Origin of the sequence: Kribbella sp. VKM Ac-2569, from assembly GCF_004216905.1 — a bacterium.
Lineage (GTDB): Bacteria > Actinomycetota > Actinomycetes > Propionibacteriales > Kribbellaceae > Kribbella.
Map to the genome: position 1 here is coordinate 821,878 of NZ_SGXJ01000003.1, position 22,019 is coordinate 843,896.

Genomic DNA, 22,019 nt, shown 5'->3' on the forward strand with positions numbered 1-22,019 from the left:
AGCAAGGATGCTGGGTCAGCGGGCCAGGCGCTCGTTGAGCAGCCCGAGCTGTGCCGGATTGGCGGTCAACTCGGCGGCGCGCTCATCGGCGTCATGGGCCTCGGCAACGCGGCCGAGGTCGCGGAGGAGTTGCGCGCGGGTCGCGTGGAACAACGAGTACTGCTGAAGTCCGGTGGCCATTCCGTCGAGTTCTGCGAGGGCGGCTGCAGGTCCACGTACGTAGGACAGTGCGATGGATCGGTGCAGGCCGGCGACGGGTGTGGGCTGCAGGGTGAGGAGCATGTCGTAGAGGACGAGGATCTGCGGCCAGTCCGTCTCGGGCCAGGTGGGTGCCTCGCTGTGGCAGGCGGCAATGGCGGCCTGGAGCTGGTACGGGCCGGGTGCGTGGTACCGGCGGGCGGTGCGCGTGAGGAGAGCGGTTGCGTCGGCGATCGCTGCGTGGTCCCACGACGTACGGTCCTGGTCCTCGAGAAGGACCAGGTCGCCGGCCGGCGTGAAGCGGGCCGCCGTACGGGCTCGATGCAGTCTGATCAGGGCGAGCAGGCCTGCTACCTCGGGTTCGTTGGGCAGGAGGCCGTGGAGGAGCGCGGTCAGCCATTCGGCGTCGTCGACGAGATCGCGCGAGTGCGCGCGTTCCGCCGTACTCGACAGATAGCCCTCGTTGAAGAGCAGGTAGATGACTGTCAGTACGTCGTTCAGGCGGTCGGGGAGCTCGTCGTCGCGCGGGATCCGGTACGGGATGCCGGCGTCGGTGATCTTGCGCTTCGCCCGCGTGATCCGCTGCGCGACGGCGGACTCGGATGCCAGGAACGCGGCCGCGATCTGAGCAGTCGTCAGACCGCACACCACTCGAAGCGTCAGCGCCACCTGAGCCTCGCGCGCCAACGCCGGGTGGCAGCAGGTGAAGATCAATCGCAGCCGATCATCCGGCGGCGCCTGCTCCAGCGGCTGAAGAAGCGCGAGCTTGGAGCGATAGTTCTGCTGCCGACGCAGTACGTCGAGACCGCGCCGCTTCGCGACCGTGAACAGCCACGCGTCCGGCCGCTCCGGAATACCTTCGACCGGCCAGCGCTTCAGCGCGATCTCGACCGCGTCCTGCACCAGGTCCTCGGCCGCGGAGAAGTCACCGAGCAGCGACACCAGCGCGCCGGCCAGCCGCCCCGCGTGGTCACGCACCACGCGGGCCAGCTCCTCCTCGGTACTCACATCTCGGCGACCGGGCGGATCTCGATCACCGGGCAGGCCGGCCAGGTCTTCACCATCCGCAGCGCCTCGTCGAGATCCTCGACGTCGATCTCGGTGAACCCGGACACGACCTCCTTGCCCTCGATGAACGGCCCGTCGGTGGTCAGCTGCCCGCTGTCCAGCCGGACCGTTGTCGCGGTCTCCCGGCCCTGCAGCTTGCTCCCCCGGTTGGTGATCTTGTCCGCGTGGTCGTCGAACCACTGGTACACCCGCCGGTACGCCTCCTCCTTCTCGGCCTCGTCCAGCGCCGCGAACTCGGTCGCGAACTCTTCGGTCTCGATGAACATCAGCACGTACTTCACCCGTATACCTCCTTGATGACAGTCTCGCTCAGGAGACGATCGGCCCGGGCCGCGATCCGACAGTCTGCGATGGTAGGTGCATGAGACGCCCGTTGTTCGCTCGCATGTACACGCGGGTGCGGCCCGCCATGGACGAGCAGGGAGCGGCCGATCATCGGCGTCGGCTGCTCGCCGGCGTGCAGGGCCATGTGGTCGAGGTCGGAGCGGGAGACGGCGGCAACTTCGCCCACTACCCGACCGACGTGGTCAGCGTCCTCGCCGTCGAACCCGAGCCCTACCTCCGCGCCCAGGCCCAGCGCCAGGCCGCCGCGGCCCCCGTCCCCGTCGAGGTCGTCGAAGGTACGGCGGACCACCTGCCGGCACCTGATGCGTCAGCCGATGCCGTCGTGGTCTCACTCGTACTCTGCTCGGTCCCCGACCAGGCCCAAGCCCTGGCCGAGGTGCGACGGGTACTGCGCCCCGGCGGCGAACTCAGGTTCTACGAGCACGTCGCCGCCACCCCCGACCGCACCCTCGCAACCGTCCAGCGCATCTCCGACGCGACCCTGTGGCCCCTGTTCGCCGGCGGCTGTCACACCCACCGCGACACCGCCGCCGCGATCACCGCCGCCGGTTTCGAGATCGAGGAACTCGAGCAGTTCGAGTTCCCGCCCGATCGCAAGAACCCAGCCAGCCCGCACATCCTCGGCCGGGCGAGGCTCAGGGCCTGACCTAAGGCAGCAGGTCCATGGCCGCGGTGCCGTTCTGGAAGTTCGTCGGGACGGAGACCTGGTCGTGGACGATCAGCCACTGCCCGTCGATCTTCCGCCAGGCCGCAGTCCAGCGCAGCCAGTAATCGATCTTGCCGCCCAGCTTCATCACGGCGTTCATGTGGTTGAGCGAGTACACGACCGCAAGATCGCCGTCGACGAGGACGGTCAGATCGCGGACCTCGTACTCGAGCGGCAGCTCGAAAGCCTCGAAAACGAGTTCCCAGTTCTCCCATTTCGTCTCGGCGCCGAGGTGCCGCAGCGGGGGCTGGATGTCGAACGAGACGATGTTCGGGGCGAAGATCGTCCGGACGGCGGCTCGGTCGCCCGTCCGGATAGCGTCGAGCAGGACGTCGATACGTTCGCGGATGTCGACTTCGGATACAGCGTTCTGTGTGGTCATGATCGGTACGACGAGACATCGGCACGAACTGTCAGACCTCACAGTTCTTCGGGCTGTTCCGTCGTACCAGGTATGAACGAGGAGAGGATCGCTATGAGTGACCCGGGCCTGAGCGCGATCATGAGCGAGCGGCGGCAACTGATCAACCTCGCGTACCGGCTGCTGGGGTCGCTGGCCGACGCCGAGGACGTGGTCCAGGAGACGTACGCGCGCTGGTACGCGATGACTCCGGACGAGCAGCAGGCGATCGACAACCCGGCGGCGTGGCTGACCAAGGTCGCGAGCCGGATCTGCCTCGACCTGCTGCGGTCCGCCCGCGCCCGGCGGGAGCGGTACGTCGGTGAATGGATCCCCGAGCCGCTGCCGGAAACCACCGAGTGGCACACCGGATCCGCCGACCCAGCCGACCCGGCCGACCGGGTGACGCTGGACGAGTCGGTGAACATGGCGTTCCTCGTCGTACTCGACGCGATGACGCCGGCCGAACGGGTCGCGTTCATCCTGCACGACGTGTTCCGGTATCCGTTCCCAGAGGTCGCGGAGATCGTCGGCCGGACGCCGGCGGCGTGCCGTCAGCTGGCGTCGTCAGCCCGGCGCCGGATCCGGGACGCCGAGCATCCGGCAGCACCGTCAGCGCGACGGGCCGAGCTGGTGCGGGAGTTCAAGGCGGCCTGGGAAGCGACCGACATCGCGGCGCTCGTCAACCTGCTGGATCCCGAGGTCACCGCGGTCGCCGACGGTGGCGGCATCGTGAGGGCCTCGCTCGCGCCGGTGCACGGTGGCACCGACGTCGCGCAGTACTTCGCCGATCTCCCGGTGTTCAACCTCGGCCGCACGCTCTTCGAGCGCATGGTCAACGGTCAGCCCGGGCTGGTGATCGAGTTCGAAGGTGTCGTCGAGACCGTGATCGCGTTCGACGTGGACGGCGATCACATCACGAACATCTGGGCGATCAGGAACCCGGAGAAGCTGCAACCCTGGAAGAGCTGACCAGCGTCGTCACGGTCTCCTGGGCGCAGGCCTTGTTCACGCCGATCCCGCCGCGAGCGCCGCGTTTGATCCAGCCCGTCACGTAGTGACCGGGCCGGCCGACGACGGCGCCGCGGACGTTCGGGACGATCCCGCGGTCCGCGTCGAACGGCAGCCCGTCGATCGCCTGGCCCTCGAACCCGATCGCGGTGAACAGGTTGCCCGCCGCAATCGTCTCGCCGGAGTCGAGCGTCAACCCGTCGGACGTCCAGCTCGTCGGCCGGGCGTGGTACCGGAGCTCGACCCGGTCGCCGGCGGCGGCGAGCAACTCCTGCATCGCCGTTTCCGTGTACGCCGCCGTTTCGGGACCGCGCCGGCCCAGCAGAACGACCTCCTTGATCCCGCTGGCCGCGAGCGTACGACGTACCTCCGGGGTCACGTCCATCGACCGCAGGCGTTCCTCGTCGCTCAGCAGGAGCCGCGCGAGGTCGAGCGCGACGTTCCCGTTCCCAACCACGACTGCCCGCGGTCCGGTCAGCTCGACCGGCAGCGATGCACCGGGGCGCCCGTTGCACCAGGCAACGAAGTCTTCGGCGGTGCAGGCCGCCTCCTCACCGATAATCCCGAGCCGCCGGCTGCGGCGCGCCCCGACTGCGTGGACCACCGCGTCGTACCCGCTGGTCAGCGACGCGGCATCGGTGCCCGGCAGCCAGCGCACCCGCGAGTGCCCGACGATTCGTTCGAACGTGTCGATGATCTGCTTGGTCCGCGGGTGATCCGGCGCGACACCGAACCGCACCAGGCCGCCGATCCGGTCGCTCCGGTCAACCAGCGTCACCTCCGCCGTTGTCCGCAGCAACAACTCGCGCGTCGCGTACATCCCGGCCGGCCCGGCGCCGACGACCAGCACCTGGCGCGGACCGTCACCCCAGACCTGGTACGACGGCGGCCCCCAGCTGTCCAGGTCCGTGGCCTCGAGCGGCTCCCGTTCCGCGAAGTACGCCGCGTTCCGCTCGACGTCCTCAGGCGCCGCCTGGTCGGCCGGTTGCGCCGCGTCGACCGGACAGATGTCGGCGCACGCTCCGCAGTCGATGCAGGTCCGCGGATCGATGAACAGACTCACCCCCGCGCCGAATCCGGGCTCGCCGGGCGACGGGTGGATGCTGTTCATCGGGCAGACCGCGACGCAACTCGCGTCCGAGCAGCACTCCCCCGAGATCGCGTAACTCACAACAGACCGGTCCGCCGATACACGCGGGCCGCGGCGGGCGTCAGCAGCCCGACCGACCCGAGGAAGTCCATCAGGTTCGCGCAGCTTGTCCGCAGCAACGACCGGTGGTGCTCGTTGCGCCGCGCTTCACGTACGGCGCGCTCGGCGTCCAGCCCGACATTCGCGTACACCTCGCGGCTCACCATGCTCGACACGATCATGTCCGCGGCGATCGCGATCACCAGCGCACTCACCCACCGACGCCCGCGCCCCGCGCCGGCCAGCCGCTCGCGGGTCTCCTCACGCGCGAACACCATGTGCCGCGACTCCTCCACCACGTGGATGTGGTTCACGGTCCGCACCAACGGCTCGACGCGGCGGTCCCGCATCCAGTCGCGCTGCATGACGTCCAGCACCTCTTCGGCCACCAGAATCGCGGCGTACGCCGTCTCGCCGGTCGCGACCGTCTTGAACATCCGGCCGAGCTCGCGCGCGAGCAGCCGCGGGCGGTACGCCGGCTCGACCATCCGCTCGGTCGCACGAGCGAACATGATCGAGTGCCGGCACTCGTCGGCGATCTCGGTCAGCGCCCACTGGAACTCGGCGCTCCGCGGCGGCTTGTCGTACACGTCCCGCAGGATCATCTGCTGCAGGATCAGCTCGAACCAGATCCCGGTCGTCGCCACCGACGCGGACTCGTGCCGGGTCAGCTCCCGCTGCTGCGCCTCGGTCAGGTCGTCCCAGTACGGCGTCCCGTAGAGCGTGCTCCACTCCGGCGACATCCCGTACCCGTCGCCGAGCGGCGCGTCCCAGTCGATCTCGGTCTCCGGATCCCGGGACAACCGGCTCGCCGACCCCAGCAACCGTTCAGCGGTCTCGTCCATCGGGCACACCTCCGAGTCGATATGACATCGTCTATGTAACATAACCGATGGTTCAAGTCCTGTCGACTAGATTCCTCCTGTGGATCGGCGAGCGATGAGGATGTGGCCGCTGTACGCGGCCGGGTTCACGACCGCGTTCGGCGCGCACGCAGTGGCGGCGAACCTCGGCGGATCCTCCTCCGACGCCGTCACCTCACTGCTCACCCTCGGCTTGCTGCTCGCCCTGTACGACGGGGCGGAGGTACTGCTGAAACCGGTGTTCGGCACGATCGCGGACCGCATCGGCGCGCGCCCGATGCTGCTGTTCGGACTCGTCGGATTCGCGGTTGCCTCAGGCACCTATGTGCTCGTGGACAGGCCCGGGTGGTTGTGGGTCGCGCGCCTCGGTCAGGGCGCGGCGGCTTCGGCCTTCTCCCCCGCCGCCTCGGCGTTGGTTGCCCGGTTGAATCCGTCGGCGAAGCATGGGCGTGCCTTCGGTAGCTACGGGTTCTACAAGAGCATCGGGTACACGGCTGGGCCGTTGCTCGGTGGTGGGCTGGTGTGGCTCGGCGGGTTCCGGCTGTTGTTCGGGGTGATGACCGTTCTCGCCGCGGGCGTTGCCGTCTGGGCGCTCATCGCCGTACCAGCGGTGCCGCCGTTGCCGCGGACCCGGCAGACCGTGCTGGATCTTGCGCGGCGGATCACTGACCCGGTGTTCCTTCGTCCGACCGCGGCGCTCGCGGCTGCGACGGCGGCGTTGTCGGTCGGTGTTGGGTTCCTGCCGGTGACCGGCGCGGCGGACGGGCTCGGCACGATCGCGACCGGCGCGGCCGTATCTTTGCTAGCGGCGACGGCGGCGGTCGTGCAACCGCGGACCGGACGTGCGCTCGACGCCGGCAAGCTGACGACGCGGACCGGCATCGCGGTGGGGTTGAGTCTGGCAGCGGTCGGCTTCGTCTGTGCCGCACTGCCGGGCGTGGCGTTCCTGCTGATCGCGTCCGCGTTGATCGGTGCGGGCACGGGTGTGATCACGCCGCTCGGGTTCGCGGCGCTGGCCGCGAGTACGCCGCCCGAGCGACTCGGTCAGACCATGGGCACCGCGGAGCTCGGACGCGAGCTCGGCGACGCGGGCGGTCCGCTCCTCGTCGCCACGATCGCGACAGTCGCCGTACTGGATGTCGGCTATCTCGCCCTCGCCGTTCTCCTCGCGCTGGGGCTGCTCATGTTCCGCCCGGCACGAAACTGAACAGGCTCTGCCCTGTCACCAGCGGTTCCGGTACGCCGGTGAAGCGGTGCGCGCCGACGCCGAAACCGGCCTGCGGATCGGACACCCACACCTGCTCGAAGCCGCGCGCCTCGAACCAGTCACAGATCGTCGGCACCAGGTCCGGCTCGCCCCGATGACGGGTCCAGATCACCGTCGCACCGGTACGGCAGAACTGCGGGCTCGCCGCGATCGTGCGCTGGATGTCCGCGGACGTGATGTTGCCGAAGATCCCGCACAGCAGCACCAACTCAGCCGGCACCAGGCCGACATACTGATCGGTCGACGACGCATCGCCCGTGACCACCTCGACCTGATCGAGACCGCTCGCCCGCTCCCGAGCAAACGCCGACAACTCAGGGTCGAGCTCGACGAGCCGCGCCTGTACGTCGCCACGCCGTGGATGATCCTCCAGTACGTCGATGAGGTCCCGACCCTGCCCCGCGCAGAGGCTGACCGCCGGCACCGGACCCGCCGGTGCCCGATCGAGCGCCGCGCGTACCTGCGCCTGCACCGCCTCCAACCGCCGCGACAGCCCGGACTCGGGATCGTCGTACTCCGTGTGCCACGCCTGCCAATCCATGTCCCGCAGCCTAGACAGGTGGTGGGGGCGGTGACCCGGCGTGCGATCTGTAATCTCTCGGTGACGGAGAGGCAGGAACTTCCGGGGGCGATGGATAGTTGTCCTTCAGGAGCCTGCGCGCGATCAGAGGAGAGTCATGGCACGGCGTGTCGAACAGAAGGCTGCGGCCCGCGAGCGGATCGCGGCGCAGCTGGCCGCCCAGCAACAGGCGGAGCGGCGGCGGCGCCTGCTGCTCGCGGTCGGCTTGGTCGTGCTGGTCGTGGTGATCGTCGGCGGCCTGGTGACGATCCGGCTGGTCGGTGGCGGCAAGAAGACCGCGACCGGTCCGAGTGGCGCGGCCGACGCGGGTCTCGTCACCGCGCTCTCCTCGATTCCGGACTCGACGTTCGCCGCGGTCGGCACCAGCGAGGTCAAGGCCGCTCCGTCGGCGATCACCGCGCCGGCGCTGACCGCGGGCGGGAAGCCGAAGGTGCTCTACATCGGCGCCGAGTTCTGCCCGTACTGCGCCGCGGAGCGCTGGCCGGTCACGGTCGCGCTGTCGCGGTTCGGGACGTTCAGCAACCTCGGTACGACGCATTCGGCGTCCGAGGACGTGTTCCCGAACACGCCCACGCTGTCGTTCCACGGAGCGACGTACACGAGCCAGTACCTCGCGTTCACGGGCGTCGAGACGACCACGAACGAGATGGTCGGCAACGGGTACAAGCCGCTCGACACCCCGACGGCCGAGGACCAGAAGACGTTCGACACGTACAACAAGCCACCGTATGTCGGCAGCGACGGCTCGATCCCGTTCATCGATCTCGGCGGCAAGTACGTCGGGTCCGGGGCGACGTACAGCCCGGATCTGCTGGCGGGTAAGACACAGACCGAGATCGCGGACGCGCTGAAGGACCCGTCGAGCCCGATCGCGAAGGCGGTCGACGGCTCGGCCAACGTTTACACCGCAGCGATCTGCAAGCTGACGAACAACCAGCCGGCGAAGGTCTGCTCGACCGAAGCGGTGACCGCGGCGGCGGCGAAGCTCGGCGCGGCGAAGGGCTGAGCGTGACCGAAACCGCACAGCACCCGTCCCGGACCTCGTTGGGCTGGCTCCCCTGGGCCACGTTGGTGGTGTCGGTCGCCGGCCTCGCGGTGGCGGCGTACCTGACCTATGAGCACTTCACCGCCGGCACAACGCTCGCCTGCCCGGACACCGGGGTGGTCAACTGCGCCAAGGTGACGAGCAGCCAGTACTCGAAGGTCCTCGGGATCCCGGTCGCGCTGCTCGGCCTCGCGTTCTTCGTCGGCATGACCGCGCTGTCGGTGCCGCCGATGTGGCGTACGTCGTCCCCGTGGCCGAGCCGCCTGCGGCTGGTCGGCGTACTGACCGGGGTCGTGTTCGTGTGCTACCTGATCTGGGCCGAACTGTTCCAGATCAATGCGATCTGCCTGTGGTGCACAGTCGTCCACGCACTGACGCTCGTTCTGTTCGCCCTGGTCATCATCCGGCTGGCCCTGGTTCCGCCCGCGTCATGAAATAGCGTCACAGCGGGTACCGGAGCCGCATGCGATGGCTACGATTGCGGGCTTTGCTGCTGGCCAACCTGGTGCTCTTCTTCAGCTTCCTGACCGGCCTGGCGTTCGTCGGCCACGCCCAGGAGAACTCCGAGCTCGCAGATCACGGCCAGGCGCCGCAGACGTTCGCGCAGTACGTCGGCTCGTCGTCGTTCGGCGAGGCGGTATTCGAGAACTGGGAGTCCGAGTTCCTGCAGATGTTCATGTACGTCCTGCTCACGGCGTACCTGGTGCAGAAGGGTTCGGCCGAGTCCCGGCCCATCGACGAGCCGGCGCCGCAGGACGAGGATCCCCGCGACCATCGCACCGACCGGAACGCGCCCTGGCCGGTACGGCGCGGTTCCGAGCTGATTCTCACGCTGTACGAGAACTCGCTGGCGATCGCCTTCGGGCTGGTGTTCGTGCTGTCGCTGTGGTTGCACGCGGCAACCGGCGCCGCGACGTACAGCGAGGAGCAGGAGATGCACGGCGGTGCGGCGGTCACGACGTGGCAGTATCTCGGGACCTCGCAGTTCTGGTACGAGTCGCTGCAGAACTGGCAGAGTGAGTTCCTGGCCGTCGCGGCGATCATCGGCGGGTCGATCTACCTCCGGCAGCGGCGCTCGGCGCAGTCCAAGCCCGTCCACGCTCCCCACTCCGAAACGGGCGGCTGATGACCAAATACCCCGGAGCTGAGAAGTGGGTGCCGCACAACGGCGGCATGCGGAAGGTCCGCGCGGAGCTCGGCAGCTGCCGTGGTTGCGATCTGTGGGAGGACGCCGAACAGGCCGTGCCGGGCGAAGGGCCGGTGCGGGCGCGGATGATGTTCGTCGGCGAGACGCCCGGGGATCACGAGGACAAGGAAGGTCACGTCTTCGTCGGGCCGGCCGGGCACCTGCTCGACAAGGCGCTGGTCGAGGCCGGGATCGAGCGGTCGGACGTGTATCTCACCAATGCCGTGAAGCACTTCCGGTTCGAGCTGCGGGGGAAGCGGCGGATCCACAAGACGCCGGCGGCGAGTCAGATCACGGCCTGCCATCCGTGGCTGGTGCGGGAGCTCGAGATCGTGAAGCCGTCGCTGGTCGTCGTGATGGGGTCGGTCGCGGCGAAGGCTCTCCTGGGCTCTACGTTCCGGGTGACACAAGAGCGTGGCAAGCGGGTGGAGTTGCCGGATGGCCTGCCGGCCGTGGCGACCGTGCATCCGTCGGCGGTGGTCCGGTCCGAGGAGTTCCGGCGCGACTTCGGGCTCTTCGTCGACGATCTCCGGGTCGCGGTCGAGCTACTTGGTCAGGAGGCCGTGTAGCCGACCACCGAGACGGATCCCACGATCTGCCCGTCGGTCCGGGTCAGTTGCTGGATCGGCATGCCCGGCAGGCTGGTCGCGAACCAGAAGATCTCGTCGGTTCCGCCGTCCCGCACGGTGTAGCGCAGGCAGTCCAGCGCGCCGATCTCGGTCTCGATCCGTTCCGGCTCGATCGTCGTGTCGGCGGCCGCGAACGAGGCGTGCCGCTGCAGGTCGAGCCAGGTCGCCTTCATCACCTGCGGCTCGCCGAGCAGAGCGCCGTCGAGCGATCGCTGCGAACGTTCCAGCGTGGCGCCGTCCTCGTCGCACTCGACGTACGTGCTGATCAGCAGGAACGGCTCCGCACCGGCCGACTCGACGCGCCGTGTGATGGACTTCCCCACCCTCGTCGCGTCCCGGATCTCGGCGGCGGTGAACGGTGTCGGAGCCTGCCCGACCTCCAGTACATGCGAATCCGCTGCCATCCGGCCTCCAAAGCTAGGACTCGATGCCACTGTAGAGGTCGGCCGCGTCGATGTCGCGGTCGAGCTACCCCGCTGACCAGCGCCAGTTCCGGACCTCCGGCAGGTCCTCGCCGTACCGCGTGACGTAGGCACGATGGCGGGTGCGTTGGCCGGCGAAGTACTGCCGCGTCGACACTGCCCGGGACTGCAGCGACGGCACCCGGTCGATGACATCCATCGCGAGGTGGTAGCGGTCCAGGTTGTTGCGGACGACCATGTCGAACGGAGTGGTCGTCGTACCCTCCTCGATGTAGCCGCGGACGTGCAGGTTGGCATGACCGTGCCGCCGGTAGGTGAGGCGATGGATCAGCCACGGGTAGCCGTGGTACGCGAAGATCACCGGCTTGTCCGTTGTGAACAGGGCGTCGTACTCCGCGTCCGGCAGCCCGTGCGGATGCTCGGTCGCGTCCTGCAGCCGCATCAGGTCGACGACGTTCACGACCCGGATCCGCAGCTCCGGCAGGTGCTCACGGAGCAGCTCGACCGCGGCGAGCGTCTCCATCGTCGGCACGTCGCCAGCGCAGGCCATCACCACATCGGGATCGCCGTCGTCGTTGCTCGCGAAGTCCCAGACCCCGGCACCACGAGCACAGTGCACCGACGCTTCGTCCCAGTCGAGCCAGTTGGGCTGCGGCTGCTTGCCGGCGACTACGACGTTGATGTAGTTCCGGGTCCGCAGACAGTGGTCCATCGTGGACAGCAGCGTGTTCGTGTCCGGCGGCAGGTAGACCCGGACGACCTCGGCCTTCTTGTTCACCACATGGTCGATGAACCCCGGGTCCTGATGCGAGAACCCGTTGTGGTCCTGCCGCCAGACATGCGACGTGAGCAGGTAGTTCAGCGACGGGACCGGACGCCGCCACTCGAGGCGGTTGATCGTCTTCAGCCACTTCGCGTGCTGGTTCACCATCGAGTCGACGATGTGCACGAACGCCTCGTACGACGAGAACAGACCGTGCCGCCCGGTGAGCAGGTACCCCTCCAACCAACCCTGGCAGGTGTGCTCGCTGAGGATCTCCAGCACGCGGCCGTCCGGCGCGAGGTGGTTGTCGCTGTCCCGGCGCTCGGCGAGCCACCGCTTCCCGGTCTCCTCGTAGACCGCGCTCAACCGGTTCGACTCGGTCTCGTCCGGCCCGAACAGCCGCAGGTTGTCCGGGTTCCGCCGGAAGGCGTCCCGGAGGAACGCGCCGAAGACCTTCGTCGGCTCCCCGTCCTCGGCGCCCGGCGCCTTCACCGGTACGGCGTACTCCTCCACCGGCGGCAGCTCGAGGTCACGGCTCAGCTCGCCGGCGTTGGCGTGGGGGCTCGATCCCATCCGCCGCTCCGGGCCCGGAGCGAGCTCGAGTAGATCCGGGACGGGGCGGCCCTGGTCGTCGAACAGCTCCTCGGGCCGGTAGCTGCGGAGCCAGACCTCCAGTTGGCGCAGATGGTCCTCGTTCGTGCGGACGCCGGACAGCGGGACCTGATGCGATCGCCAGGTGCCCTCGACCTGCTCACCGTCGACCGTTCGCGGACCGGTCCACCCCTTCGGCGTACGCAACACGATCATCGGCCAGGCGGCGCGCGCCGGCGCCTGGTCCGCCGACCGTGCCTCGCGCTGGATCTCGTCGATCCGGTCCAGGCACCGGTCCAGCGTGGCCGCCAGCGCCTGGTGAACCTCGGCCGGCTCGGCGCCCTCGACCAGGTACGGCTCGTACCCGTATCCCCGCATCAGCGCGGTCAGCTCCTCGTCACCGATCCTCGCCAGCAGCGCCGGGTTGGCGATCTTGTAGCCGTTCAGGTGCAGGATCGGCAGTACGGCGCCATCGCGCGCCGGGTTCAGGAACTTGTTCGAGTGCCACGACGCCGCGAGCGGGCCCGTCTCGGCCTCACCGTCACCGACGACACAGGCCACGACCAGATCCGGGTTGTCGGCGGCCGCGCCGTACGCGTGACTGAGCGAATAGCCCAGCTCGCCGCCCTCGTTGATCGACCCCGGCACGTCCGCCGCCACGTGACTCGGGATACCTCCCGGGAAGGAGAACTGCCTGAACAACCGCCCCATCCCGGCCTCGTCCCGCGTCGTGTTCGGGTACGCCGCCGTCCAGCTCCCCTCCAGCCACGTGTTCGCCACCAGCGCCGGCCCACCGTGCCCAGGTCCGGTCACGAACAACATCTCCCGGTCCCGCTGCCTGATCGCCCGGTTCAGGTGCGTGTAGATCAGGTTCAGCCCGGGCGTCGTACCCCAATGGCCGAGCAGCCGCGGCTTGATGTGCTCCGGCCGCAGCGGCTCCCGCAGGAGCGGATTGGCGAGCAGATAGATCTGGCCGACGGACAGGTAGTTGGCCGCGCGCCAGTACGCGTCGATCCCCCGCAACTCGTCGTCACGCAGTGCTTCACCCAGTGCCTTGGCCTCGATCTGCTCCACAGTTCGCCCCTCGAAGATCGCCGAAGTTCTTCGTGTTCCGGGCTGGTACCCGGTGCCGGTCTGCAACATTCGGGCGAGTGCGGGTAACATAGGGTCTCGATCGCGCACACACAGGAGCGGTGCATTCTGAGCCGTGTTCCTGGGGGACCTTCTGGACGGCCCTCTGCACGTCATTGGGCACGTCATTGGGTACGTCACGAGGTCGCGCCTCGTCGGCGGATCGGTCCGGGCGTGGTCCGGTATTCCGTCACGGCTCCGCCGTGGCACGACACAGGAGGAAATGTTGGCCCGACGAGGTCAGCGCCAGCCCGGCGCTACCCGTTCCGCTCCCCGTCGCCGGCGTCGCGTCCGTGACGGCGAGTCCGACGGTCTGATCCAGGTCCTCGCGCAGGCCGTGCGAGAGGTCGAGGCCGCGGTCACCCGTGGCGCGATCAAGCCGTCGACCCGGACGAAGTTCCAGATCGTCGCCCTGCTGGTCCGCGAGGAGCGGTCCCGGGTGAACGGCGCCGAGTCCGCCACCGAGGCGTACCGCACCGAGCAGCTCCGGCGGCTCGACGGGATCGCGACGATCCTGGCGAAGACCGCCGCGCTGGAGCCCTCGCTGCTCGGCCTGCTGGCCGAGGACGCGGTGATCTCCGAGGCGGCGGCCGCGCTCAAGCGGCAGATGCTGGAGGACGCCGGGATGGAGGCGCCCGAGGAGCCGGAGCCGGAGCAACCGGCCGCTCCCCCGGAGACGCAGACCCGTCGGGTGGTCCCGCAGGCAGTCGTGTCCCGGCAGCTCGCGAACCCGTTCCTCCCCCCGGACTTCTCGAACGCCCCGGCCCGCACCGCCAAGCCGAGCCGGCTCGGCGGCTGGGAGCTGATCGGACCGCTGCTGCGCTCGTTCGAGCACGCCGCGGCCTCGGCCACCATGAACCTGCCCGACCCGAAGGGGCTCCGGCTCACCGGTGGAGTCGACGCACTCCGCCTCCGCGGCCTCGAACTGATGCCGCACCAGGCCGGGCTGATCGAAGCCGCGGCCGAGGGCCACCGGACGTTCCTGCTCGCCGACGAGCCCGGTCTGGGCAAGACCGCCCAGGCGCTGCTCGCCGCGCAGGCCGTCGACGCCTATCCCCTGCTGGTCGTCGTGCCGAACGTCGTGAAGACGAACTGGGCCCGCGAGGCCGGCCTCTGGACACCCCGCCGTACGCCGACCGTCATCCACGGCGACGGCGACACGATCGACGGATTCGCGGACATCGTGGTGGTGAACTACGAGATCCTCGACCGGCACGTCGGCTGGCTCGGCGACCTCGGGTTCCGCGGCATGGTCGTCGACGAGGCGCACTTCATCAAGAACAAGAAGTCGCAGCGGTCCCGGAACGTGCTCGACCTGTCCAACCGGATCCGCAGCCGGACCGCCCGGCCGCTGCTGATGGCCCTCACCGGCACGCCGCTGATCAACTCGATCGAGGACTTCACCGCGATCTGGGAGTTCCTCGGCTGGATCGACGAGAAGGCACCGCGGTCCGAGCTGATGGAGAAGCTCGACGCGACCGACCTGACCCCGGCCGACCCCGGGTTCAACGCGGCCGCGCGGGCCAGTGTGATCGACATGGGCATCGTCCGCCGCCGCAAGGTCGACGTGGCCGCGGACATCCCGGCCCGCCGGATCGCCGACCTCCCGGTCGAGCTCGACGGCGCCGTCGGCCGCTCGATCCGGGCCGCGGAGCGGGAGCTCGCGGACCGCCTCGTCGAGCGGTACAAGACCGCCCTCGAGACCCGTCGCCTGGGCATCGTCGTGGACGGCATCGACCACGACCTGGTCCGCCAGGTGGCCGGCTGGGAGCGGGCCGAGATGGCCGCCAAGAAGACCGGCGACAACGTGTTCAGCCTGTTCCGCCGGATCGGTCAGGCGAAGGCAGGCCTGGCCGCCGACTACGCGGCGCAGCTCGCGCAGAACGTCGGCAAGGTCGTGTTCTTCGCCCGCCACATCGAGGTGATGGACACCGCCGAGGAGCTGTTCGCCGAGCGTGGCATCCGGTACTCGTCGATCCGCGGCGACCAGACCGCACGCACCCGGCAGAAGAACATCGACGCCTTCGTCAACGACCCCGAGGTGTCGATCGCGGTCTGCTCGCTGCTGACCGCGGGCGTCGGCATCAACCTGCAGGTCTCGTCGAACGTCGTCCTCGCCGAGCTGTCGTGGACCAACGCCGAGCAGACCCAGGCCATCGACCGGGTGCACCGGATCGGCCAGGACGAGCCGGTCACCGCGTGGCGGATCATCGCCGCGCAGACCATCGACACCCGGGTCGCGGACCTGATCGACGCCAAGGCCGGCCTGGCCGCCAAGGCGCTCGACGGCTCCGACGAAGAGGTCGGCTCCTCGGCCGACTTCCAACTGGAGGCGCTGGCTGCCCTTCTTACCCGTGCCCTGGAAGCTGCTGTCTGATCTAGCCTGATAGCTCGCCCACCGGCAGTTCGACACTCATGGTGTTGGCTGCCGGTGCCAGCGGGCAGGTCCATTCCGGGCTGTAGGCGCAGGACGGGTTGTACGCGAAGTTCAGGTCGACGACGAGCTCGGGAAAGTCGCCGCCGAGGTCCGCGCCTTTCACCGTGTCGATCAGGTAGCGGCCGCCGCCGTACGTCGATTTGCCGGCCAGCGCGTCCTTCACCGGGACGAACAGGCCACCTCCGTACGACTCCAGCCACCACACGTCCAGGTCCCCGACCGGCAACTGGAGTACGCCGACGCGCGAGAACGGGATCACGCCGTCGGTCGCAGACTGGAACTCCCAGCTGAACGGCTTCACGTCGGTCTCGATGGTCGCCTCGAAGCGCAGTTCCGGGCGGTACGGCGCGACGGGCGCACCGGCGTACGTCGTGCGCTGTTCCGGTGGGACCGGTGAGGCGGAGTGGTTCGTCAGCAGCTCGTTGCGGCCGGCTTGCCAATGGGCGTGTGCGGCCGCTGGATCGCTCTCGGCGCGGATGTCTCGGTAGAGGGCGAGGACCTGTCGGCGCCAGTCGGCGACGGCAAGCGCGGGTGCCCCGAAGTTCCCTAGGTTCACAGCGTCTCCTGTCAGCTCTTGAGCGCTTCGGCGGATTTCGCCCAGTTGTCGTGCAGGCGGTCGACGTACGACTGGGCCTGCGAACCAGCCTTGCGGCCGCGGGCGAAGATCCGCATGTTGCCGCCGCCCGCGTTGTAGCCGAGGGCAAGCAACTCGTCCTTGGTGTAGAGATCGGCACGCTTGCTCGGCAGCCGTTTCGCGAGGTCGTGGAGGTGCCAGGCCGCAGCCTGGATCGCCAGCGCGGGGTTGTCGGGCAGCTCTTCCCACTTCCGCTTCGCGAAGTCCCGGCCGCGTTTGGTCTCGTCGAACGCAGGCTTGTGCATGTTCGCGATCCCGAACGCCGGATCGGAGTCCACCTCCGCCCACTGCCGCTCGAACTTCGGGTCGTGCGGCTTGTACGACTCGTTGTACAAGATTGCCATCAGCAACTGCGGGTTGATCCCGGCCTGCTTGGCGTACCGCCGTACGTCGGGCGCGAAGTGAGCCGGATCGTAGTCGTCGTACCACGGCTTCGTCGTCGTGGTCTTCGCGGTCGGCTTGGTGGTGGTTGTGGCCGTTGGCTTGGCGGTGGGTTCTGTTCTGGCGGTGGAGTCCTTGTCGGAACAGGCCGCCCAGACGCCTACTAGCAGTACTCCGACCGCCACCCACGACCAGCGTTTCGCCACCCCACCACCGTAGTCAGCCCGGGCAACGCGCCGACCCGCGACACTTCCGGAAAGCGCTTGCTACGGTGGTGTGGTGATCTACGAGCTGAACCATGTCGGTGGCCGGGTACAGGATCTCGAGGCGAGCTTGTCGTTCTACGGCGGGCTCGGGGCGGAGGTGGTCGATCGGTTGTTCATGCCCGGTCCGCGCGTCAACCGGGTCCACATCCAGCTCGCGACCGGCCTGGTCGAGCTGCTCCACCACGAGGAGCCCGACGCGCAGGCGACGTACGGGCTGAACCACATCGGCTTCATGACCGACGACCTCGACGGCGACTACGCGCGGCTGATGGCCCTCGGGTACGCCGAACTCTCGTCGCCCCGCGTGGCCGGGAGCGGGCAGGGCCGGCTCGCGTTCCTGTCCGACCCGAACGGCGTCCGCGTCGAACTTCTCCAGCGCTCGGAGGACTTCCGCGTCGCACCGATTACCGCGGGTCCGGTGGTCGCCTTCACGCACGTCGCCGTCGCGGCCCCCGATCCCGAGGCGGCGGCCGAGTTCTACGGCACCCACCTCGGCATGGAACGCGTCACCGACGACACCTTCCGCCTGGGCTCTGACACCCTCAAACTCGTACCCCCACCGGCCGCCACCATCGCCCACCTCGCCTTCACCACCACCTCCCCCACCCCAAACACCCAAGACCCCGACGGCACCCCAGTCACCTTCCTCGCCAGTTGATCCGCTGCAGGCGGATCCCCAACACTCACCAACGCAGGTCCAGCCCGCCGGATGGCCCGACCCACCGCTTGAACCCGCGCGGCGATCCCGTGGGTGGCGTGGGTCGCGCCTGACCACTACCACCCACGGATCAAGCACAAGAACGGTTATCCCCTCGAATTGGGGGTTCTCTGCTGGTGTGCGAGTAGAGAACCCCCAACGCGAGGGGATAACCCCGCCAAGTGAGTGGCAGGCGTTCTAGCCTGGGGGCGTGTTCGACTATGACGGCGAGATGCGGTTCTTGCAGGGGCGGTTTCGGGCTGCTTGTGGGGTGCGGGCCGGGGATCGGGTGCTTGATGTCGGGTGTGGGGGTGGGCAGACGACGCGGGAAGCGGCCGCGGATGCTGGGCGCGGGCGGGTGGTCGGGGTGGATGTTTCCGAGAGGATGCTCGAGGATGCGCGACGGCGTACGGCGGAGGCACACGTCAGCTATCTGCTCGCGGACGCGGCGACGTACGACTTCGGGGCGGCGGCGTTCGACGTGTGTATCAGCCGGTTCGGGGTGATGTTCTTCGACGATCCGGTGGGTGCGTTCGCGAATCTGCGGCGGGCGTTGCGGCCTGGTGGCCGGCTCGTCGCGATGGTGTGGCAGGCGCGCGCGGAGAACGAATGGGCACAGGTGATCCCAGCGACGATCGGCGGGGACGCGGAGGTGCGGGACGAGTCGCCGTTTTCGCTTGGGGATCCGGATGTTGTGCGGGGCATCCTCGGGTCTGCGGGCTTTGGCGACGTGACGTTTGCCGCGGTGCGTGAACGGCTGTACTACGGTCCCGATGTCGAGACGGCGTACGAGAACGTCCTGCAGCTCCGCGAGCCGCTAGCACTGCTAGCGGAACTCGCCCCGGCCGACGCCGAGCGTGCACGAGCCGACCTGCGTGCGATGCTCGCGGCGCACGACAGCGGTGACGGCGTCCTGTTCGACTCCGCTGCCTGGATCGTCACCGCGGAGTGACCGGCGTCACATTTCACGGATGTCGTATCCGCCGCGACCCGCACGACGCTCAGACACGAGCACCACACACCACTTGATCAAGGAGCACCAGATGCGTTCCCTCATCACCACCGCGTTCATCTCTCTCGACGGCGTCGTGGACTCGCCCGGTGGCGAGGCGGGCTACCGCAACGCGGGCTGGACCTTCAAGGACATCGCGTTCGAGGAGGCGGCGTACGCGCTCAAGGGCGAAGAGCAGGACGAGGCCACCGCGCTGCTGCTCGGCCGGGTCAGCTACCAGGCGTTCTCGCCGGTCTGGCCGGGGATGACCGTGGAGTTCGCCGGCTACAACGCGATGCCGAAGTACGTCGTCTCGACCACCCTCAAGGACAGCGACCTGGTGTCGAACTGGGGCGAGACCACCATCCTCCGCTCCCTCGACGACGTCGCCGCGCTGAAGGAGACCGAGGGCGGCCCGATCATCATCAACGGCAGCGCCACCCTCAACCGCAACCTGTCCGACGCGGGCCTGATCGACCAGTACAACCTGCTCGTCTTCCCCGTCCTCCTCGGCGCCGGCAAACGGCTCTTCAGCGACACCGACCGCGACAAGCTCAACCTCAACCTCACCTCGAGCGAGTCCTACGCCAACGGCATCCAGAAGCTCGTGTACGCCGTCCAGCACTGACCGCTGTACTACCGTTCGAGCATGGGTGCGCGCGATGTCCGTTGACGTGCTGGCTCTTGCTCGGGCGCGGCTGGGATTCCAGACACTGCGAGTGGGACAAGAGGACGCCGTACGGGGTGTGGTCGGCGGGCGGGATGTCCTCGCGGTGCTGGCCACCGGAACCGGGAAGACAGCGATCTATCAGCTGGCCGGGCTGGCGCTCGGCGGGGTGACTGTGGTGGTGAGTCCGCTCGTCGCCTTGCAGCGCGATCAGTTGCGGGCGTTGCGTCCGGCCGGCGTCGAGGTTGCGGAACTCAACGCGACCGACCACGCCGGCCGGCGCGCCGCCCATGATCTGTTGACGAACGACCGGCCCGGATTCGTGCTGCTGTCCCCCGAGCAACTCACGCATCCCGACGTACTCGAACTGTTCGCCGCGTCCCGGCCGACGCTGGTGGCCGTCGACGAGGCGCATCTGGTCAGCGAGTGGGGTGAGGACTTCCGGCCCGACTACCTCCGTCTCGCCGCCGCGATCCGGGCGATGGGACGACCGCCGGTCCTCGCGCTCACGGCGACCGCCGCGCCGCCGGTGCGCAAGGAGATCGTGCATCGCCTGGAGCTGAACGACCCGGCTGTCGTCGTCGGCGGGTTCGACCGCCCGAACCTCAACCTCGCCGTGTTCACATTCGCCGACGACGACACCAAGAACCGCCGGCTGCTCAGCCACGTCCGGTCGTCGCGCGGCCCGGGCATCGTATACGTCGGCACGCATCGCCACGCAGAGGACCTCGCGCACGAACTGACCACGGCCGGCGTCGCTGCCCAGGCGTACCACGCGGGCCTGCCCGCGAAGCAACGCCGCGAGGTGCAGGACACGTTCCTGGAGGGCGGGTGCCGCGTCGTCGTCGCGACGATCGCGTTCGGGATGGGCATCGACAAGCCGGACATCCGCTGGGTGAGCCACGCCGAGGCTCCGTCGTCGGTGGACGCGTACTACCAGGAGATCGGCCGCGCCGGCCGCGACGGCGAACCGGCCGACATCGAGCTGTTCTTCCGGCATGCCGACCTGGGGCTGAACCGCTTCTTCGCGTCCGGCGGCGTCACCGACGACGACCTGCTCGCGGTGGCCACCGCGATCCGCGAACACCGGCCGAAGGACATCGCCGCGCTGGCCGCCGCTTCGGGCCTCGGCACAGCCCGGGTCGAACGGGCGCTGGGCCGGCTGACCGACGCCCGCGTCGTTGCTGTCGGCCACCAGTTCCACCTGGCCCGCGGAGTCGACGTCGACCGGGCCGTCACCGCGGCGTCGGCCGTCGAGCACGATCGTCGCGAGGTCGCGAGGTCGCGGGTCGAGATGATGGCTGCGTACGCGGAGTACGGCGGTTGCCGGCGCGAGTGGCTGCTCAGCTACTTCGGCGAACGGTACGACGGCCCGTGCGGCAATTGCGACAACGATCTTGCCGGCCGTACCGCGGCGCCGCCCGAGGACCAGCCGTTCCCGGTCGGCAGCCGGGTCGTCCATCGCGCCTTCGGCCCCGGTCTGGTCGAGCACTACGACGGCACCACGATGACGGTCCTGTTCGACCGCGTCGGCTACAAGGAACTCCGTACGGCGTTCATGGTCCACAACCAACTTCTGCAAGCCGAGGTCGCTCCATGAGTATCGACGTACGCCCCGCCAGCGTCTTCGAGGACGTGCGGGCGGTGATCGGGCCGAAGTCGCCGACGTCCAACGTGTGCTTCTGCTTGAGCTATCGGATTCCGTCCAAGCTCAACAACTCGCTCCGCGGGCCGGAGCGTGGTGCCTACGTCGAGAGGCTCTGCCAGGCGACGCCCGCTCCCGGCGTGCTCGCGTACGACGGTGACACGCCGGTCGGATGGGCCGCGGTCGCGCCGCGTACAGAGACGACGTTCGCCAAGAACCGGAAGATCCCGCACGTGGACGAGCTGCCGGTGTGGTCGTTGTGGTGCATCCGGGTCCGCCCCGGACACCGCGGCGAGGGGATCTCGCACGCGCTGATCGCCGGCGCCGTCGAGTTCGCGCGCGAGAACGGGGGGCCGGTCGTCGAGGCCTATCCGCTGGACAACGGCGACAGCAAGGTCGATCTCACGATGGCGTACGCCGGGATCCGCAAGAACTTCGAGCACGCCGGGTTCACCAAGGCCGCCGACACCACGTCGACCCTCGCGGGCCATCCCCGCATCCTCATGCGTCTCGATCTCCGCTGAGCCAGCGCGCGGCCGCGTGGTACGTGTCGTCCGGCCTGCTGTTGAAGGCGATCGCCGCATCGGGAGCCAGCTGCCGCGTCAGGTTGACGATCCGTTCGAACAACTCGAGCTGATCCTCGTTCCTCCGGATACCGCCACCGATCACCACGCACTCCCACGGCTGCGCCGCCAAGGCCGCGCTCACCACCGCCTCGATGTCGTCGCTGCCGTCCAGCCCGACGAGGCAGGTCTGTGCGCCGACGCCGTGTGCGGCGAAGTCCGCCATCCCGACCTGGATCCCGGTCGCGACCGGCTCCGGGTCCCACGGCCCGGGAACGCGGTACGGATCGAGACCGATCACCAGCACCCGCGCGTTGACGCCCATGCTCGCGACACTACTACTC

Annotated in this window: 24 protein-coding genes; 13 read left to right on the plus strand and 11 right to left on the minus strand. The window is 68.9% G+C overall.

The genetic code is table 11. From position 1 onward, the window contains the following. Positions 1-15: 15 nt before the first annotated feature. Together EV649_RS24270 and EV649_RS24275 are read right to left on the minus strand one after the other, a co-directional pair. Positions 16-1,206 (minus strand): DUF6596 domain-containing protein, encoded by a 1,191-nt coding sequence (locus tag EV649_RS24270; RefSeq protein ID WP_130385853.1) that lies wholly within the window; start codon positions 1,204-1,206, stop codon positions 16-18. After that, positions 1,203-1,547: a YciI family protein gene (locus EV649_RS24275; RefSeq protein WP_130385854.1), complete on the minus strand. Its 345-nt coding sequence runs from the start codon at positions 1,545-1,547 to the stop codon at positions 1,203-1,205. Before EV649_RS24275 ends, EV649_RS24270 begins: the two co-directional genes overlap by 4 nt. Before the next feature lie 80 nt (positions 1,548-1,627). Here EV649_RS24275 and EV649_RS24280 point away from each other — a divergent pair, with 80 nt between their 5' ends. After that, entirely contained in the window at positions 1,628-2,257 is a 630-nt protein-coding gene (locus tag EV649_RS24280; protein WP_130385855.1) for a class I SAM-dependent methyltransferase, read from the plus strand. Between the two features lies 1 nt (position 2,258). Here EV649_RS24280 and EV649_RS24285 read toward each other — a convergent pair whose 3' ends face one another. Then, complete coding sequence (locus EV649_RS24285) at positions 2,259-2,699, minus strand: nuclear transport factor 2 family protein (protein ID WP_130385856.1); 441 nt, start codon at positions 2,697-2,699, stop codon at positions 2,259-2,261. A 93-nt stretch (positions 2,700-2,792) separates the two neighbouring features. On the opposite strand from EV649_RS24285, the gene sigJ reads away from it, so the two are divergent. Continuing rightward, positions 2,793-3,689 carry an RNA polymerase sigma factor SigJ gene (gene sigJ, locus EV649_RS24290; RefSeq protein ID WP_198682653.1) on the plus strand — a complete coding sequence of 299 codons (897 nt, stop codon included), beginning with the start codon at positions 2,793-2,795 and terminating at the stop codon, positions 3,687-3,689. Here sigJ and EV649_RS24295 read toward each other — a convergent pair. Together EV649_RS24295 and EV649_RS24300 are read right to left on the minus strand one after the other, a co-directional pair. Then, positions 3,652-4,830 carry an FAD-dependent oxidoreductase gene (locus tag EV649_RS24295; protein WP_241998667.1) on the minus strand — a complete coding sequence of 393 codons (1,179 nt, stop codon included), beginning with the start codon at positions 4,828-4,830 and terminating at the stop codon, positions 3,652-3,654. The genes sigJ and EV649_RS24295 overlap by 38 nt on opposite strands. Before the next feature lie 65 nt (positions 4,831-4,895). Then, positions 4,896-5,762 (minus strand): diiron oxygenase, encoded by an 867-nt coding sequence (locus EV649_RS24300; protein WP_241998604.1) that lies wholly within the window; start codon positions 5,760-5,762, stop codon positions 4,896-4,898. Positions 5,763-5,856: 94 nt separating this feature from the next. Here EV649_RS24300 and EV649_RS24305 point away from each other — a divergent pair, with 94 nt between their 5' ends. Beyond that, positions 5,857-6,987, plus strand: a complete 1,131-nt coding sequence (locus tag EV649_RS24305) for an MFS transporter (RefSeq protein ID WP_198682703.1) — start codon at positions 5,857-5,859, stop codon at positions 6,985-6,987. Here the strand turns inward: EV649_RS24305 and EV649_RS24310 are convergent. Next, complete coding sequence (locus tag EV649_RS24310) at positions 6,962-7,588, minus strand: SAM-dependent methyltransferase (protein WP_130385860.1); 627 nt, start codon at positions 7,586-7,588, stop codon at positions 6,962-6,964. The genes EV649_RS24305 and EV649_RS24310 overlap by 26 nt on opposite strands. A gap of 136 nt (positions 7,589-7,724) precedes the next feature. Between EV649_RS24310 and EV649_RS24315 the strand changes: the two genes are divergently transcribed. Genes EV649_RS24315 through EV649_RS24330 form a run of 4 tightly spaced genes read left to right on the plus strand, consistent with a single transcriptional unit; the run spans position 7,725 to position 10,427 of the window. Further along, on the plus strand, positions 7,725-8,633 hold the full coding sequence (locus EV649_RS24315) for a DUF929 family protein (RefSeq protein WP_130385861.1): 909 nt from the start codon (positions 7,725-7,727) through the stop codon (positions 8,631-8,633). A gap of 2 nt (positions 8,634-8,635) precedes the next feature. Next, positions 8,636-9,106 (plus strand): vitamin K epoxide reductase family protein, encoded by a 471-nt coding sequence (locus EV649_RS24320; RefSeq protein WP_241998606.1) that lies wholly within the window; start codon positions 8,636-8,638, stop codon positions 9,104-9,106. A gap of 29 nt (positions 9,107-9,135) precedes the next feature. Beyond that, the gene (locus EV649_RS24325) at positions 9,136-9,798 is read left to right on the plus strand and encodes a DUF6766 family protein (protein ID WP_130385862.1); all 663 of its coding nucleotides are present in this window, start codon (positions 9,136-9,138) and stop codon (positions 9,796-9,798) included. Further along, a complete protein-coding gene (locus EV649_RS24330) occupies positions 9,798-10,427 on the plus strand; it encodes a UdgX family uracil-DNA binding protein (protein ID WP_130385863.1) in 630 nt (209 codons plus the stop codon). Before EV649_RS24325 ends, EV649_RS24330 begins: the two co-directional genes overlap by 1 nt. On the opposite strand, the gene EV649_RS24335 is transcribed toward EV649_RS24330, so the two are convergent. Beyond that, on the minus strand, positions 10,412-10,891 hold the full coding sequence (locus EV649_RS24335; protein ID WP_130385864.1) for a hypothetical protein: 480 nt from the start codon (positions 10,889-10,891) through the stop codon (positions 10,412-10,414). The genes EV649_RS24330 and EV649_RS24335 overlap by 16 nt on opposite strands. 64 nt (positions 10,892-10,955) lie before the next feature. Further along, a complete protein-coding gene (locus EV649_RS24340; RefSeq protein ID WP_241998607.1) occupies positions 10,956-13,337 on the minus strand; it encodes a phosphoketolase family protein in 2,382 nt (793 codons plus the stop codon). Positions 13,338-13,617: 280 nt separating this feature from the next. On the opposite strand from EV649_RS24340, the gene EV649_RS24350 reads away from it, so the two are divergent. Beyond that, positions 13,618-15,771: a DEAD/DEAH box helicase gene (locus EV649_RS24350; RefSeq protein WP_241998608.1), complete on the plus strand. Its 2,154-nt coding sequence runs from the start codon at positions 13,618-13,620 to the stop codon at positions 15,769-15,771. 1 nt (position 15,772) lies between these two features. Here EV649_RS24350 and EV649_RS24355 read toward each other — a convergent pair whose 3' ends face one another. Together EV649_RS24355 and EV649_RS24360 are read right to left on the minus strand one after the other, a co-directional pair. Then, a complete protein-coding gene (locus EV649_RS24355) occupies positions 15,773-16,387 on the minus strand; it encodes a DUF1684 domain-containing protein (protein WP_130385866.1) in 615 nt (204 codons plus the stop codon). Positions 16,388-16,398: 11 nt separating this feature from the next. After that, positions 16,399-17,052: a transglycosylase SLT domain-containing protein gene (locus EV649_RS24360; protein ID WP_130385867.1), complete on the minus strand. Its 654-nt coding sequence runs from the start codon at positions 17,050-17,052 to the stop codon at positions 16,399-16,401. A 73-nt stretch (positions 17,053-17,125) separates the two neighbouring features. Here EV649_RS24360 and EV649_RS24365 point away from each other — a divergent pair, with 73 nt between their 5' ends. From EV649_RS24365 to EV649_RS24385, 5 genes are all read left to right on the plus strand, one after another. Beyond that, the gene (locus tag EV649_RS24365; protein WP_157996294.1) at positions 17,126-17,770 is read left to right on the plus strand and encodes a VOC family protein; all 645 of its coding nucleotides are present in this window, start codon (positions 17,126-17,128) and stop codon (positions 17,768-17,770) included. Between the two features lie 250 nt (positions 17,771-18,020). Next, positions 18,021-18,761: a class I SAM-dependent methyltransferase gene (locus EV649_RS24370; RefSeq protein WP_198682654.1), complete on the plus strand. Its 741-nt coding sequence runs from the start codon at positions 18,021-18,023 to the stop codon at positions 18,759-18,761. Between the two features lie 91 nt (positions 18,762-18,852). Beyond that, positions 18,853-19,428, plus strand: coding sequence for a dihydrofolate reductase family protein (locus EV649_RS24375; protein WP_130385869.1), 576 nt, complete (start codon positions 18,853-18,855; stop codon positions 19,426-19,428). 34 nt (positions 19,429-19,462) lie between these two features. Continuing rightward, a complete protein-coding gene (locus EV649_RS24380) occupies positions 19,463-21,067 on the plus strand; it encodes a RecQ family ATP-dependent DNA helicase (RefSeq protein WP_130385870.1) in 1,605 nt (534 codons plus the stop codon). Next, positions 21,064-21,636: a GNAT family N-acetyltransferase gene (locus tag EV649_RS24385; RefSeq protein ID WP_130385871.1), complete on the plus strand. Its 573-nt coding sequence runs from the start codon at positions 21,064-21,066 to the stop codon at positions 21,634-21,636. The genes EV649_RS24380 and EV649_RS24385 overlap by 4 nt, the downstream gene beginning before the upstream one ends. Here the strand turns inward: EV649_RS24385 and EV649_RS24390 are convergent. Further along, the gene (locus EV649_RS24390) at positions 21,614-22,000 is read right to left on the minus strand and encodes a hypothetical protein (RefSeq protein ID WP_130385872.1); all 387 of its coding nucleotides are present in this window, start codon (positions 21,998-22,000) and stop codon (positions 21,614-21,616) included. The genes EV649_RS24385 and EV649_RS24390 overlap by 23 nt on opposite strands. Positions 22,001-22,019: the final 19 nt, after the last annotated feature.

Bases quoted from the DNA above. Each gene is read 5' to 3' on its own strand.
- EV649_RS24280 (WP_130385855.1), top strand. From the start codon at position 1,628: ATGAGACGCCCGTTGTTCGCTCGCATGTACACGCGGGTGCGGCCCGCC.
- EV649_RS24285 (WP_130385856.1), bottom strand. From the start codon at position 2,699: ATGACCACACAGAACGCTGTATCCGAAGTCGACATCCGCGAACGTATC.
- sigJ (WP_198682653.1), top strand. From the start codon at position 2,793: ATGAGTGACCCGGGCCTGAGCGCGATCATGAGCGAGCGGCGGCAACTG.
- EV649_RS24300 (WP_241998604.1), bottom strand. From the start codon at position 5,762: ATGGACGAGACCGCTGAACGGTTGCTGGGGTCGGCGAGCCGGTTGTCC.
- EV649_RS24305 (WP_198682703.1), top strand. From the start codon at position 5,857: ATGAGGATGTGGCCGCTGTACGCGGCCGGGTTCACGACCGCGTTCGGC.
- EV649_RS24310 (WP_130385860.1), bottom strand. From the start codon at position 7,588: ATGGATTGGCAGGCGTGGCACACGGAGTACGACGATCCCGAGTCCGGG.
- EV649_RS24315 (WP_130385861.1), top strand. From the start codon at position 7,725: ATGGCACGGCGTGTCGAACAGAAGGCTGCGGCCCGCGAGCGGATCGCG.
- EV649_RS24325 (WP_130385862.1), top strand. From the start codon at position 9,136: ATGCGATGGCTACGATTGCGGGCTTTGCTGCTGGCCAACCTGGTGCTC.
- EV649_RS24330 (WP_130385863.1), top strand. From the start codon at position 9,798: ATGACCAAATACCCCGGAGCTGAGAAGTGGGTGCCGCACAACGGCGGC.
- EV649_RS24335 (WP_130385864.1), bottom strand. From the start codon at position 10,891: ATGGCAGCGGATTCGCATGTACTGGAGGTCGGGCAGGCTCCGACACCG.
- EV649_RS24350 (WP_241998608.1), top strand. From the start codon at position 13,618: ATGTTGGCCCGACGAGGTCAGCGCCAGCCCGGCGCTACCCGTTCCGCT.
- EV649_RS24375 (WP_130385869.1), top strand. From the start codon at position 18,853: ATGCGTTCCCTCATCACCACCGCGTTCATCTCTCTCGACGGCGTCGTG.
- EV649_RS24380 (WP_130385870.1), top strand. From the start codon at position 19,463: ATGTCCGTTGACGTGCTGGCTCTTGCTCGGGCGCGGCTGGGATTCCAG.
- EV649_RS24385 (WP_130385871.1), top strand. From the start codon at position 21,064: ATGAGTATCGACGTACGCCCCGCCAGCGTCTTCGAGGACGTGCGGGCG.
- EV649_RS24390 (WP_130385872.1), bottom strand. From the start codon at position 22,000: ATGGGCGTCAACGCGCGGGTGCTGGTGATCGGTCTCGATCCGTACCGC.